Annotated in this window: 25 protein-coding genes and 1 tRNA gene; 1 reads left to right on the top strand and 25 read right to left on the bottom strand. The window is 47.6% G+C overall.

From position 1 onward, the window contains the following. Positions 1-76: 76 nt before the first annotated feature. The 25 genes from AAZR23_RS08005 to AAZR23_RS08125 form a co-directional block, all read right to left on the bottom strand. Entirely contained in the window at positions 77-1,558 is a 1,482-nt protein-coding gene (locus tag AAZR23_RS08005) for a terminase (RefSeq protein WP_434691721.1), read from the bottom strand. Between the two features lies 1 nt (position 1,559). Further along, positions 1,560-2,087: a terminase small subunit gene (locus tag AAZR23_RS08010; RefSeq protein WP_434691724.1), complete on the bottom strand. Its 528-nt coding sequence runs from the start codon at positions 2,085-2,087 to the stop codon at positions 1,560-1,562. Positions 2,088-2,274: 187 nt separating this feature from the next. Further along, complete coding sequence (locus AAZR23_RS08015) at positions 2,275-2,496, bottom strand: hypothetical protein (RefSeq protein ID WP_434691727.1); 222 nt, start codon at positions 2,494-2,496, stop codon at positions 2,275-2,277. 337 nt (positions 2,497-2,833) lie between these two features. Next, on the bottom strand, positions 2,834-3,058 hold the full coding sequence (gene lysC / locus AAZR23_RS08020; protein ID WP_434691730.1) for an Rz1-like lysis system protein LysC: 225 nt from the start codon (positions 3,056-3,058) through the stop codon (positions 2,834-2,836). Beyond that, positions 2,976-3,353 (bottom strand): hypothetical protein, encoded by a 378-nt coding sequence (locus AAZR23_RS08025; RefSeq protein ID WP_434691733.1) that lies wholly within the window; start codon positions 3,351-3,353, stop codon positions 2,976-2,978. Before AAZR23_RS08025 ends, lysC begins: the two co-directional genes overlap by 83 nt. Before the next feature lies 1 nt (position 3,354). Next, positions 3,355-3,687, bottom strand: a complete 333-nt coding sequence (locus AAZR23_RS08030; protein ID WP_434691736.1) for a M15 family metallopeptidase — start codon at positions 3,685-3,687, stop codon at positions 3,355-3,357. Next, a complete protein-coding gene (locus AAZR23_RS08035) occupies positions 3,684-3,992 on the bottom strand; it encodes a phage holin family protein (RefSeq protein ID WP_015422877.1) in 309 nt (102 codons plus the stop codon). The genes AAZR23_RS08030 and AAZR23_RS08035 overlap by 4 nt, the downstream gene beginning before the upstream one ends. Positions 3,993-4,087: 95 nt before the next feature. Next, positions 4,088-4,163: transfer RNA gene (locus tag AAZR23_RS08040), tRNA-Ile, on the bottom strand. Between the two features lie 724 nt (positions 4,164-4,887). Next, positions 4,888-5,472 (bottom strand): hypothetical protein, encoded by a 585-nt coding sequence (locus tag AAZR23_RS08045; protein ID WP_434691740.1) that lies wholly within the window; start codon positions 5,470-5,472, stop codon positions 4,888-4,890. Beyond that, a complete protein-coding gene (locus tag AAZR23_RS08050) occupies positions 5,469-5,669 on the bottom strand; it encodes a NinH (RefSeq protein WP_434691743.1) in 201 nt (66 codons plus the stop codon). Before AAZR23_RS08050 ends, AAZR23_RS08045 begins: the two co-directional genes overlap by 4 nt. Next, a complete protein-coding gene (rusA, locus tag AAZR23_RS08055; protein WP_186850219.1) occupies positions 5,659-6,024 on the bottom strand; it encodes a crossover junction endodeoxyribonuclease RusA in 366 nt (121 codons plus the stop codon). The genes AAZR23_RS08050 and rusA overlap by 11 nt, the downstream gene beginning before the upstream one ends. After that, entirely contained in the window at positions 6,021-6,311 is a 291-nt protein-coding gene (locus AAZR23_RS08060; RefSeq protein WP_071823277.1) for a DUF1364 domain-containing protein, read from the bottom strand. Before AAZR23_RS08060 ends, rusA begins: the two co-directional genes overlap by 4 nt. An 8-nt stretch (positions 6,312-6,319) precedes the next feature. Continuing rightward, complete coding sequence (locus AAZR23_RS08065; RefSeq protein WP_214178773.1) at positions 6,320-6,487, bottom strand: hypothetical protein; 168 nt, start codon at positions 6,485-6,487, stop codon at positions 6,320-6,322. Positions 6,488-6,579: 92 nt separating this feature from the next. Beyond that, entirely contained in the window at positions 6,580-6,918 is a 339-nt protein-coding gene (locus AAZR23_RS08070) for a hypothetical protein (protein ID WP_166707565.1), read from the bottom strand. Then, the gene (locus AAZR23_RS08075) at positions 6,915-7,358 is read right to left on the bottom strand and encodes a YbcN family protein (protein ID WP_434691747.1); all 444 of its coding nucleotides are present in this window, start codon (positions 7,356-7,358) and stop codon (positions 6,915-6,917) included. The genes AAZR23_RS08070 and AAZR23_RS08075 overlap by 4 nt, the downstream gene beginning before the upstream one ends. Further along, the gene (locus tag AAZR23_RS08080) at positions 7,359-7,592 is read right to left on the bottom strand and encodes a Lar family restriction alleviation protein (protein WP_434691750.1); all 234 of its coding nucleotides are present in this window, start codon (positions 7,590-7,592) and stop codon (positions 7,359-7,361) included. Further along, complete coding sequence (locus AAZR23_RS08085) at positions 7,589-7,882, bottom strand: hypothetical protein (RefSeq protein ID WP_434691753.1); 294 nt, start codon at positions 7,880-7,882, stop codon at positions 7,589-7,591. Before AAZR23_RS08085 ends, AAZR23_RS08080 begins: the two co-directional genes overlap by 4 nt. After that, entirely contained in the window at positions 7,882-8,088 is a 207-nt protein-coding gene (locus AAZR23_RS08090) for a DUF551 domain-containing protein (RefSeq protein ID WP_434691755.1), read from the bottom strand. The genes AAZR23_RS08085 and AAZR23_RS08090 overlap by 1 nt, the downstream gene beginning before the upstream one ends. Next, the gene (locus tag AAZR23_RS08095) at positions 8,075-8,338 is read right to left on the bottom strand and encodes a hypothetical protein (protein WP_036423508.1); all 264 of its coding nucleotides are present in this window, start codon (positions 8,336-8,338) and stop codon (positions 8,075-8,077) included. Before AAZR23_RS08095 ends, AAZR23_RS08090 begins: the two co-directional genes overlap by 14 nt. Further along, positions 8,316-8,534, bottom strand: coding sequence for a hypothetical protein (locus AAZR23_RS08100; protein WP_434691758.1), 219 nt, complete (start codon positions 8,532-8,534; stop codon positions 8,316-8,318). Before AAZR23_RS08100 ends, AAZR23_RS08095 begins: the two co-directional genes overlap by 23 nt. A gap of 12 nt (positions 8,535-8,546) precedes the next feature. Continuing rightward, positions 8,547-8,798, bottom strand: coding sequence for a hypothetical protein (locus AAZR23_RS08105; RefSeq protein ID WP_434691764.1), 252 nt, complete (start codon positions 8,796-8,798; stop codon positions 8,547-8,549). Position 8,799: 1 nt separating this feature from the next. Continuing rightward, positions 8,800-10,197 carry a replicative DNA helicase gene (locus tag AAZR23_RS08110; protein WP_434691767.1) on the bottom strand — a complete coding sequence of 466 codons (1,398 nt, stop codon included), beginning with the start codon at positions 10,195-10,197 and terminating at the stop codon, positions 8,800-8,802. After that, positions 10,184-11,095, bottom strand: a complete 912-nt coding sequence (locus AAZR23_RS08115) for a DNA replication protein (protein WP_112544323.1) — start codon at positions 11,093-11,095, stop codon at positions 10,184-10,186. The genes AAZR23_RS08110 and AAZR23_RS08115 overlap by 14 nt, the downstream gene beginning before the upstream one ends. A 186-nt stretch (positions 11,096-11,281) precedes the next feature. After that, on the bottom strand, positions 11,282-11,608 hold the full coding sequence (locus AAZR23_RS08120) for a hypothetical protein (RefSeq protein ID WP_025154244.1): 327 nt from the start codon (positions 11,606-11,608) through the stop codon (positions 11,282-11,284). 122 nt (positions 11,609-11,730) lie between these two features. Beyond that, positions 11,731-11,931: a helix-turn-helix domain-containing protein gene (locus AAZR23_RS08125; protein WP_036412780.1), complete on the bottom strand. Its 201-nt coding sequence runs from the start codon at positions 11,929-11,931 to the stop codon at positions 11,731-11,733. Between the two features lie 110 nt (positions 11,932-12,041). Here AAZR23_RS08125 and AAZR23_RS08130 point away from each other — a divergent pair, with 110 nt between their 5' ends. Continuing rightward, the gene (locus tag AAZR23_RS08130; protein ID WP_434691771.1) at positions 12,042-12,674 is read left to right on the top strand and encodes a LexA family protein; all 633 of its coding nucleotides are present in this window, start codon (positions 12,042-12,044) and stop codon (positions 12,672-12,674) included. Positions 12,675-13,105 lie beyond the last annotated feature (431 nt).

Consider the following 13,105-nt stretch of genomic DNA (forward strand, 5'->3'; position numbering starts at 1 on the left):
GCTCTTGCTACCGCGCTGATAGCGTTATTCACCGCCAATGACAGCCTGTCTCTGTTTACTTCCATTGTTGCCCTCATTAACGTTTACGAATCAGCATGCCGGAGTGAGATTTCTTATTACGGCGACTAACTGCGAAATAACGGAATCCGTCAGCGTCGTGTGATGTGTAGTCGTGAAGTGGTTTATCTTTCCAGCACCCGCGTTTGCCATCCCATTCTTTCCGGTACGCCTCAAGGTGGGTGATACCTTCGCCACACTTGTTCTCATCGAATACACAGAGCGGCAGAATTTCGCGTACTGCTTCAATGCCCTCATCAACTGACAGTTTCGGCACCACTTCGAAACGTATTGAATAAATCTGTCCGTCAATTTCGTACCCTTCCCGCGCCAGTTCCCGGCGTGATTTCGCGTCTGAACCAAACTCGCGGTTATCGATATCATGCGGTCCGTTGTGGCTGGCATAGTCATAGCCTTTGTCTTTCAGCACTTTCATGTAATGCCGCAGACCTTCACCACTGTTTGAGTAGTGATCGACAATGTGAAATTCTTCACCGACTTCACGCACAAACCAGATTGAAGTGGAGTCACCCACGCCGATATCCCAGTACGTATGCACCGGCAGGTGTGAGTTATCAGGGATTTCGCCAATGCGTTTATTCTCGTACAGCCAGCGGAATTGCTTGGCGTAATACGCACCATCCACAGACTGCTGAAATGCCTCTGACGGTATCGACGGGTATTCCCGCTTCATATCGTCGCCGAGTGTTTTCTCTTTGGCGTAATACCAGGCTTTCTGCCGGTCGGTGAGTGTGATTCCGTACTTGCCTGACAGCTCATCGAAATAGTCTGTCAGGCGCTGCGGTAACTGCTCAACAGGGTCGATTGCGTACTGCGGATTCTTCCACCAGGAAAAGAAGAAAAACTTCCAGTCCAGCGGAGATAGTGCTTTGCCCTGCATCAGTGCTTTTTCTGCCAACTGACAGTAGTCAAAGAAATAACCTGCCCGCCCTTCTGCCGTGCTCTCAATCGTCGTGAAGCATTCCGTTGATACCGCCTCAAACGCCCCTGTGACAATCTCACGGGCTTTCTCTGGTTGCTTGGCACATATCTTCCCGAACTCCGATACGTGCAGATAGCGCAGCGTGCCGCCACGAAACGAAACGGACACGGTCACTGATCCACCTTTGCTGAATACCAGTTCACCGGCAGAATCATTACTTGCGGGGTTGGCTGCTTTGATTTCGTCCGGCAGGCGCTCATACGCGTATTTTATTTTCTCCCGGAACAGGCGTTTTGCGTCCGGTAGGGTGTGAGCTATCAGTGCGCACTTAGCCGATTCAAATATGGCCGCATCAAGCTGGATGATGCAAACCTCAGTCGTGAATCCAAGCTGACGGGCTTTCAGGATGATGTTGCGGTTGTGGATGCCTTCGAAATACTCACTTTGCTCAGGCGTCATTTTAAAGCGAACCGGGCGACCTTCTTTGTCGGTGATCCAGTACAGATTATTCAGACGCCATTGCTTATTACGCAGTAACGCTAAATGCTCTGGCTTCATGTTATTTGCTCGATAGTTCGTCCATCAGGTCAGAGAGAGTACCGACAACATCATGCTCGTTTTTAACCTGCTCACGGAATGCCTGGACAGATATGTGCTTGCCGAGTAATTCAAGGTTCTTCACCTTGTCAGGCCATTTGATTTTTTTCATAATGCCGACCAAATCACGCTCACCATCTTTAGACTCAAACATTTCCGCTAAGTCCATGCCGCTTAATGATGTGCGCCAAACTTTAGGCCATTCGTGGATAGGCTTAATACCTCCGTCATCGTGGAGGATATCCAGTACATCCATTTGGTCTATTTCGACAAGTCGATTAAGAACATAATCAGCCGTTATCTCTAATCGCTCACTGCGGGCATTCATCAATTCCTGAATTCGTTTTTCAATGTCAACATTTGTCAACATGCGGTTAGCTTGGGAACGTGCGGTTTTATCGCTGTACCCCGCACGAATAGCCGCTTGTGTAGCGTTCAAATCTACGAGGTACTCACGACAAAACATTTCCTGTTTATCTGTGAGCGCCATATCTTTTCCTGTTAATCAGAACAATAAACTGGTTCGTTTTGTATTTGGCCGGTGATTCTTGAAACAGCCACCCTGCCGCACCTATATAAATCTCTATCAACGCCACTCGTAAGCGACGTTTGCAGAGTTTTATAAAATGCAGATAATAAAAAACCCGCGCGCGGCGGGTTCCTAAAATTGACATCTGTTACTTAACGAATTGCATGTAATTCACAGGGAGGCCAATGCCGGGCTCTTTACCTAGAGCGATTAGCTTCTCCTCAATTTCTTTTTTGTCTGACTCGCTACCGGACTGATAATACTTTTTGGCTGCGGCCAATATTTTATTTGCAGTAATAGAGGAGCCAACCATGCCGTGAGCTTCTGCTGCGTTAAGAATGCCATACACTTCGTCATTAAATTGTTTCATTGCTAACTCCTTGTATTATGGTTTCCCTGATATTACTACAAACAGAAAAGTGTTTCCGCTCCATAAGTTCGCAACCATCATCACGCATCACTACGTTACTTTGGTCACTTCCGTCTGTTCCGGCATGTCAAGATAGTGATCACCTCCTATCAGAGAAGAGCTATCTAACCTTGTCGGGGTTATTCGTAAAAAAGCCCCGCTATTTAGCGAGGCACTGTTAATTTACAAATACTTTATAAGTTGCATATTGAATGCGATTTATATATCAGTTAGGATTAACCCGACAGAAGACAATAATAAATACCTACACCATCCTTTCCAGCCTCGACACTAGGGGCTATTTTTTCACCCTCTCCGCTTCTATTTCCCGTATTGCCCGCTTATCGTGATTGCAGTTGGCAATGTACTTCATTGCATCAGCCAGTAACTCAACCGTGCCGCCGAACGTCAGATCATCCGGTATCTCTACCTGCTCACAATCAGCGGTCAGTTGTGGCGGAATCGGTATCACCGGTGCGGGTATTAATTCCGGTCGCGTATCTGTGCAACTCACTGACAGCATCAGCGGGAACAGGAGTAACAGCGCATTCACTGCCCTTAAATACTGTTTTGATAACTGTCTTAACTTTGACATGCTCTGTACCCTCGGTCTGTTTGGCTTTGATGTTGTCGAGAGCCACACGCTGATTGATAGCGACAGCAGATAGGGTGATGTTATTTACCGCTGTCAATGCAGAGTGCTTATCTTTCAGTGCCTGGTGGTTATCTTTCAGACCACCATACAGATGCAGGATAAGCAGCAGGCTGACAGCCAGTGTTCCGCAAACTCCGAGCCATATCTTTGTTGCGGTGCTCATATCACTTAACCCCGTTGTGCTCTAACGAGTAATGATTCCCGTCATTGAACCGCCCGCCCCAAGTACCACCGATGGATTCCCAATATTCACCGAGTAATTTATGGTCACTTGACGCTGTCAGGTATTTGCCATCCTTGAACAGGTTGAAATCAACCGCCAGCCGCTGGGTATGCAGGCTGTTTTTAATTCCGGCGCCGGATTCGGCATTTAACGCGGCCTGCTCCGGTGTTCGGTATGCCTCTGAGAATGTCAGCTCATAGCCGTTGTCGTACGCGAAGATAATTAAGTCCGCAATCATGCGGGTGAATTTGCGTTGTTTTTCGCCTAATGTCATTTTTTACCGCCTGAGAATTTTGACCAAAAGAAGTCCAGTGCAAAGGAGCCCATAGCGCCACACATACCGGCAGCAAATACCGTGTAATAAAACGAAGCGTTGAGTTCCACAGAAAGCAGCCCACCCATCAGGCCGGAGAACCCGGAAACCATCATCTGCATGATTGCCCCCAGCCAGCTCCAGCGGTAGCCGTTGCGTTTGTTGTCAATAATGTACCGGGCTAAGCCACCGTAAAGGGATATGGCAAATATGACACCCCATGCTGTACCGGTGACTTTCAGGTCTTTGTCATCCATCTTTGCCATACCGCCCCCTTCCGGAGGATTTAGTTAATAGGGTGCCGCGCACAGTATCTCTGCGCTGATTACGTTTGTTTGTTCAGGATTCTGTGGCGGCGTATTGGTGCCCCGAGACCGGACTCGAACCGGCAACCCATCGGTTATGAGCCGAGCGCTCTACCGTTGAGCTACTGGGGCGTATATGAAAAAAGGCCGCACAGGGCGACCTTTGTAATATGTATTACTTTTAATTCACACAATAAATATCTGATAGATAAGTCTATAAAAGACACATTCGCATGTTTAATCGTTTTTCAAGCTTATTACGGATAAATGCGTATTTTCAGGTTATAATCGAAAAGTAACAAAAACCTGAATTTATATGAAAATAATGTCGTTTATTCTTTATGCCGGTTATTCCCAAACCGGCTTTTTTTTGTGCCTGAAAAGAGAGGCTGATTTAGTTCAGCCGGACTGCCCTGCGCTACCAGAGCCTTGCAGCAAGTATTCAGTTGTTCGGAATAACCGAAAATATGAACTATCCGGAAATTCCGGAGAGTTGAACCTGTAAGTAACTCTTACAAGTTGCAGATATGAAAAAGCCCCGCCGAAGCGAGGCCATTAATTGTTGAGCGGTTCAAGGATGGTTTAAATCTGACGCTCCCCAGATTCTCATGACGCCTTACCCATCAAGGCTACACGTCTTTCCGTAGTGTCATTCGACCTCTCAGCCGATGCGGTTCGAGTCCCAGCCCTGCGGCGAAGTGACGAACTAGGCGGTATCGATAACAGGAGCCGCCCTTTTTACCCTGTTACCTGCTCCTGCTTTTAACTGCCTGAGCATATCACAAACTATACAGCTTTTAGGCGCAAAGTATAATAGTTTTCTCCTATTAATTATAATCACAGGTAAATAATTCTACTAATTACCGATAACTGTGGAATAAATCACATCTTCAATGATGGTATCAGCCCATCTGACCCTGCGCTTTGCTGAGTCCATATCTATCCCCATCTCTCTGGCTAATGATTCGAGAACATTTTGCGGGCTTTTGCAGTTCTTATATCGTTTAATGACCACATCACGAAGCGGATTATTTAGCGGGAAAGCTTTGTTGATACAGGATTCAACGGCATCGGCGTCATCTTTTTCTTTGGCGAGTCGAAGTGCGCCGAGCGTTGATTTGTTTGGTGAGATAATTTCCTTTACCTTTTCCAGTAGTTCGTTGCCAGAATATCCCTGCTTTTTGCAGTTACCAATGGTCACGCGAATCAGGGTGGCAGTTTCATCATCCCACTCGTCACGCGACATCAGCTTTCCGATAATGTTTATTCCGCAATCCCCTGGCGCTTCATCCCCGCGGTAGTGCATTCCCCATAAAGTGAGAAGGTATCTTGCCTGCGGTCTGTCCGATTTCTTTATCTTCCCTACTGATCCGCCCCACTTATCCCTGAGTTGCTTTTCAGTCCTGAAGAATGACAAATCTCTGAATGAACCTCTTTTCATTTCCCTTTCCCCTGATTGCCTTTCATCTTGGATTTGGTCATCAGTACACCGTTGTAGATAACGTGCATTTCACACCGGGTATCGCGGTGAAACTTCCTGACTGTATGCCGGTTTATTCCCAGCTCGCTCGCCAGTGCGGTCATATTTCCATGGTGCTTAACCAGCATTTCCGGTATCGATGTGATTTCAGGTTTCATCCCCTATCTCCCATATCGTGACATCCAGTGACCCGCCACTTACCCTTTCACCACGCCTGATCCGCATATCATCAATCTGGCTGTCGTCCTTCCAGAAACCGGCGTGAGTGAGCGAATCGAAAACAGCCTTTGGCAGGTTATCGAGGTCTCTCTGTCGCTTGTCCGGGGGATTTGCTGTGATACTGATTCTGATGCGGGATGTGGTGCTGATATCGAGGTTTTGCTGTCTGATTAACTCTGTGATGTGCTGCCGGTATCTGGTTCCTTTCTCTGCTATGTAGTGCCGACCTCTGGCATGTCGCCAGTACGTGTTGAGCGATGGCGGGTACGGCAACTTAAGGTGATATTGGTTCATGCCGATATTTTCCCCTCTGCCAGCAGCTGCGCCTGAGTCCGGATAACGCCCTCAAGGTGACACTGTTTTGCATACTCAGCGTCTGTGAGTCGTGTGCGTCGATCTGTTTCGTCATGACACGCACTGCACGCCCACGCGCCAAAAATGTCCGGTGACTTAATTCCGGTACCGCACAATCCCGGCATCCGATAATGAGCCAGCACCACCGTTTCAGAATTGCCGTTACATACGCCCGGAATTCGGATCTGGCATTCTCTGCCGCGCGCTTCTTTTCGTAGATTTGCCACATTTCACCTCACGATAAACTGATGCCGATAGCCAGAACGAACAGCACCCAGCACAATACGAACGGGATATATCGTGTCGCCTGTTCAATGCCGTCCCGTTTATGCGATCCGCCGGTATTATTTTCACCTTTCGGATATTTGTGTTTATGCTTGTACTTACTCTTTCCTCTCGGCATCACCATCTCCTTTTATCTTCCCGACTACTTCCAGATGCGGACATTCACTGGCGCACTGGTCGCACACATAAACTTCATCGTCGGCCAGTTCTTTACTGCACAGTTGGCATTCCACGGCGGGCCTCCCGATCAGACACCGACGCTTTCACCTTCTTGCGCTTTTTATCGGGAAAGCTGCTGAAGTGAGCCTTAATTTTTGATACGGCATAATCATCAAAAACGTAATAGACCTGCTTTCCGCGTTTGTGGCTCACGTGGACACTGCCGATGTCTTCCATCATTTTGACGAACGTTGTCGCCATCACGATATTTAACTCAGCAGACAATGAAGCCATCTTCATAGTGAAGCTGTCCAGCTGCCGAAGATTCCGGACTAGCCGCAGGCATACATCCTGTTTCTGCTCGGCGGTTTTGATATAGGTTCTTTTCATGCGTCCTGCTCCCTTTTGAGTTTCATATATTCCGAATTCTCGGGTATCGTCACAAAACAACCGATGCCTGTAGCCCAGCGCTCAACCTGCCCCATGAAGTGGAACATTTCCCCTGTGTCTAACTTTGATGTTTTTCTCATAGTCCTTACGCGCTCTGTATGCTGCGTAGTGGCGTCTATCATTTCAGTGACCTCGTAGCCTAGGAATGTATGTTTAAGCATTTCCTTGACTGTCTCAGGCGTGAATTTAGAGTCGTTGTCACACAGATACCTGCTTATCTCGCCGCACCACATATGAAACGTGGCGTTCTGAGATAGTGAGCGGGTAGATTTCCAGGGCTTGATGATTACTCGGTGGGGTTTGTTTGTTGCGAGTGCTTCTTTGAGGTGTTGCCAGGCTGCATCTTTGGTTGTTTCGTGGAAGAGAAATTCTGCTTCCATTTAGCCTCCTGTCTCTTCCTTCTCACATTGTGGTGCTCTGCGGTTCCAGGCGGCGATTGCTTCCTCTCTCGTGTTTCTCGTTAACCTGAATACATCCCTTGGTGTGCACCAGTGATAAATTGTCACGCTGGTGACAACAGAGCGCATTCCTGTCCAGTGAGAATTTTCGCGAATATCTGTTTCCCCACCATAGCAAAACGGACACGGCTTAAGTTCCTGTGTTTTCTCTGTCATTTCAGTCTATCCTCCACTATCAGGATTTCACGCCTGTTATTGGTGCATATGTCGTCGTGACCTGGCAACTCACCAAACCACCAGAGAAATTTCCTGCCACCTTGCGCTGTTGTCTTCCACATTTTCCCAGGGTAAACGCCAGACGGCACTGAGTGTGAGTAATCAATAAGTTGGTTAAAATCACTCTGGGTCATCAATGCGTGGTGGTCATCAATCAGGATGTTATCTGTTGGTGGTTGCGGCCAGTTTTTCCCATCTGGGTCAGTCATTGGTGGGATTGTATTTTTCATCACTCCTCCGGTGGTTGTGGCAGTGGGATGTCATCAAAATCAATCCAGTGAGTAACTGTTAGCTCTCTGTTGTTGATTGCGGATGTGATGTATGGGCAGTTGTCACCAGAACGATTCCCGACACCAACATTTAAATGACCGCCACATTCAGTTAAAACTACAACTCCATCTTCCGGCATCCTTTCCGAGCACTTAATCCATTCCATTGGTGGTCTCCTTTATCATGCGCTGTAGTTCAGCAAAGCGTCTGGTGTTTGCCGCATTCTCAAGTGAGATTATCCGCTGGTATGCCCGTCCTCTCGGCTGGTGCTTTTCTGCTGCGCAATGACATTCAAAAAATACTGAATCCGTTTTGCCTTTGAAAAAATAGCTCTGAGCCCGGATGTAACGAGCTGCGATATAGCGCCCTTGCTTGCTGTACGCCTTATTTAAATCAGTCAGCGTCGTGCCCTTCATCTTCATCTCCTTTTGGCGGCGTCTGGTACGGCAGTCTGCTGCGAACTCCGGCCATGTAGGCGCGGTATCTTTTCGCAATCTCACCATGTTTGTATTCATGGTCGCCGAAAAAATTTATTTTCCGCTGCATCATGATCCACTCCGGCGTATAGCCAAGCTCACCCGCACACCACTTTTCAAAATCCGTTGGTTCCATAATCAAAAGTCCTCAGTTAATCGCTCTGAACTGATTAAAATCATCTGCCGTAATGCCCGGCACCATGCAGTTTGCAAACAGAACCACGCCATCCGGAGACTTCACGAACCGGAAGTTTTTAAACTCAGCCTTTCGCTGAATATTCACATCCATGTCTGCCGGAAACTCACTGTAGTTATCCAGTAAATAACTCATGGCATCCATCCAGGCGTGTTTGTCTGCATCAGTGAAATAACATTCCTGAAGCAAAGCGTATCCGCTCATATCAAAAGTCCTTCTGTCTTGGGTTATGCCGCGCCGGTGGTTCGGCTCTGACCATAGCCTGAGTCTGATCGATATCAAACATGCACAGGCCTTTCTGCTCGACGTATGCCGTTCCCGCTTTACCGTGTCGGTTAAGGCGCACAATCAGCTCTGTGAGAGTTTTGTCAGCGTTGTCGTTGTAAACTGAATCTTTGTAGATACCCAGCCAGTAATCGCAGTCCTGTTCGATTTGGCCGGTGTCGCGGCTGTCACTTGGCATAGGCCGCTTGTCTGCCCTGTCTTCCAGTTTGCGGTTAAGCTGAGTAAGCAGGACAACGGTGGTATCGAGTTCTTTTGCCAGCTGCTTCAGACCCTTCGTGATTTCTCCGTATGCGATATCGTTCCGGTCTGCCTTGCCTGCCTTCATCAGCGTCAGGTAGTCAACGCCGATAAACCCGATTTTTCCTGTTTTGCGTTTCAGTTTCCGACACTCGGCCTGAATGTGTGCCAGCGTCATTCCCGGAGTATCATCCAGCCAGATGTTAGGGCGCTCACTTAACTCACCCATTGCCTTGCTGATAAGCCCCCACTCGTACTCATCACCGCTGTCATACAGGGCATTGGAACTTATTCCAGATTTCTGGCTAATCATCCGTTCGGCCAGTTGCTTGTTGGTCATTTCCATCGAGAACAACGCGACCGGCAATCCGGAATCTGAAACGTTTTTGGCCATTTCGGTAAGAACTGTGGTTTTACCCATCTTCGGACGCGCACCAACAACGAATAGGGATCCGCGAACAATGAACTTCGGCGCAAGCATGGCATCAAGTGGCGCAATGCCAGTCTTCAGGCCGCGGTTAGCATCGGGATCTTTGAATCTCTCCTCAACCTCGATAACCCACTCATCCAGCACAGCAGAAATATTCGTCAGCCCTGACTGTCGTCCGGTTTTGCTGTTCTCCACCACATCGGACAGTATCGTCTGAGCCATATCGATTTTTTCGGCCAGGCTGAGAACACTGGCTTCGGTAAACAGCCGCTGTATTTCTCCGGCCTTCTCGATTGCCTGCCGCTCTACAGCCTTATCGCGAACCGTATTGGCATATGCCACGATATTGGCTGCGCTTGGTGTCCTGTGGTTGATCTCAGCGACGTATGAGAATCCGCCTGCCAGTGTTAACTGACCAGCTCCTTCCAGTGCTGAAGTCACCGTGATCAGGTCGACCGGCTTATTGGTTCGGTTTAACTCACTGATTGTTGCGTAAATCAGCCTGTGTGATGCCTGGTAAAACATTTCCGGCAGAAGTCTGGATAACACCATCTGGCTGCGGTCGCCCTGCGGGTCTAGCAGCAATGCGCCGATAACACTTTGCTCGGCCTCTAGGCTTTGCGGAACCTGGTTAAAATTATTTCCGGTCATTGGCTCTGTCCTCCTTGACGGCGGTGTAACACTCATCGGTGATCAGGTAATCGAGATTTTTGGCTCTCCAGAAGCCGCCTTTTCCGTTAGGTCTGACTTCGGTCATCCAGCGGCAGTGCTGCGAGATATACCCCAGATATCCGCGCCAGTTTTCCAGTGTGAACGGTCTGTTGTGTGATTTCATGTACTCGCTGTTGCATTTCTGCCAGAACGAACGGATTTTATTTTTCCGCGTTCCTCGAACAACCTGGATTCTTGCCATTTCAGGAAGGATCTCATGGTATGCGTCGATGATGGCTTGGTAGGGAACCGGTGGTGATTTTTTAGATTTGATTTCTGCTGACTGGTCATCGTGGCTTTCGTCAGAAAGTCCACCAACTACATCGTTAGATGTAGTTATATTATTTATATTATTGTATAAGGACAACTCTTGGACAATCGTCGGACACTCTACCCGCTCAGGCGTTGCTGTTACTGGTTTTGCATCGGACAACTTCCGGACATTCTCCGGACAATTTTGCCCCTGATATTCGTCGTATTTCAGCACGGTAATGATGCTGATTTTTTTGCTTTTGGCATCGATACTGATCATGCCTTTTGTCACAAAACTGCGTAAAAGTGACCGGATTTTATTATCAGAAATACCGGTTTCTTTTGTCAGCACCGGGCGGCTTCTCATCATCTGGCCACGTCCGATTGAAATCATGCCGATATCAGTTTCCACCACTTCCGGCTTACTGCTTGCAGTCATGATCAGGTGAAGCCACAAGTGCACTGCCTCTGAATCCTTCCTGTAAAAGTCACAGTCAACAATTTGTCTGTGCATAAAGGCAAACCCCTTGCCTGATTTAACAGGCTGCTCTACGCGCTTCTGTAGTGCATATGACACGTTACCCATGCCGCTTACCTCCCAGCAATTCTTCCCTGTGTTCCGTTCTTACTTTCGCCTCCTCAAACATCTGGCGAATACACTTAATTCCCTGTTCAGTGACTGTTCGGTTAAATCGGTCACGTGCGTTGTTTTTGTGCACAGCGCTGTAATTAAACCGTTGTTTCATGTATAATTACTCCAGTGTGTGATTTACTAATGCGCCTCTGCTGCTCCAACAGCCGGGGCGTTTTCTTTTGTTCTCATCAGAGAGAGCTCGCCGATCTGCTTCCACAGAAACCGGTACTCTTCCTCGCTGATTTTCTTCTCGCCTGGCAAAACAAAATCTGTGATACCGGCTGCGGCCAATGTCTCGCATATCTCCGGTAACTTTTCTGTTCTGCGTAAGACTGTTGAATCGTGTACACCGAGCAGTTTTGCAACCACTGTCTGTGTGGTGCTTCTCAGTGCCTGATGAGCTGTTGCCATCAGATGATTTGACACAAACCGGTTAAACGATTTGCGTGGATTTGCATTTTCCATAATTCATAATGTCCTTATTGAGATACAGTTATTCGCTCACTTCCTGTGAGGTGTTGCTGTGTTGAAAAATGTTCCAGCACATATCCGGAACGGGCTAAATTGTGTAAAGAGCGGTGGTGATTTTATTTTTTGCCTTGTTGCAGCCACGCCGCGCTACATTTCAGGGCTTTTGATAATTCAAAAATAAACCGTGGGCGCTTAGTTGAACCAGACTCAATCGCCTGGATAGATTGCTGCTTAATGCCAACAAGCTCAGCGAGTTGAGACTGAGTCAGATTCAACTCACAACGCCGAGCTTTTACACGTTGAGAGATGGTTTCCATACTTTCTTATCTCCTTTATACAGTTTTATCTGTATTTAATAACAGATACACCTGTTTGTCAAATACAGTTTTTATTGTGAAAATCCCTTTATTACAGGGGGGGTGGAAAAATGAGTCTTGCCAGCAGAGTAAAAAGTCGTCGCCTTGCGCTCGAAATGACACAAACAGAGGCGGCAGAAAAAGCAGGAATTAAACAGCAGTCGTGGGCGTCTATTGAAGATGGTAAGACCGTTAAACCTCGTAATATAATTGCGATTGGCGCTGCATTACAGTGCGATCCTGGGTGGCTGATGACAGGAGACAATATTCAGCCGATCAGTGAGGTAAATACACGGAAGATACCTCTAATTAGTTACGTACAGGCGGGAAACTTGGCGGAAAGCATACCGATCAGCGATTACGACGGGTCTTTTGAGTATGTCCTTACCGATCAGGACTTATCTTATAATGCGTTCGCCCTTCGTATTGAAGGTGATTCAATGGAGCCTGATTTTAAAACCGGCGATGTAGTGATTATCGACCCTGAGATAGAGCCGCACCCAGGTGAGTTTGTTGTAGCATGCAATGGTGAACAAGAGGCAACATTCAAGAAATACAGGCCTACCCATGTCATGATTAATGGCGAACAGCACTACGAGTTAGTCCCACTCAATGACGACTATCCAGTGCTCGATAGCGAGAAAATCAACCTCCGAATAATCGGCACAATGGTAGAGCACAGAATTTACCGAAGAAAAAGGTAACACGCATTTAAACCAACCCGCTCCGGCGGGTTTTTTTGTATCTAAATTTCAATAAAAATCACCCGATTACAGTTTTATCGATAAAAATACAGTTTTACCTGTTGACCAAATACAGTTTTATCTGTATCTTTTAATCATCAACGGCACGGAGCCAAAGATAAAACGGACTTAGCTCTTTTACAATCGGGAACCTGATCTGAATAAGTGTCAGATCACCACTGAGTGGTTTTTGGGATTGGTGAATGCGCAGGCTGATGCGCTGCAATCTTGTGAGTAGATGGAGAATGATGCCCGCATCAGGCGTAGGTAATCGACCAGTAGGGGCAAGATGAAGTAGGCATATCAGTAAGGCGATATACACGAATCACGCTGGTAGCGTGGACTTGATAGAGGCCGAGAAAATCAGTAAGTCCTGCCGGAGGTCAGCACCG

It is taken from the genome of Morganella sp. Je.2.23, assembly GCF_051129855.1.
Classification (GTDB): Bacteria; Pseudomonadota; Gammaproteobacteria; order Enterobacterales; family Enterobacteriaceae; genus Morganella; species Morganella sibonii.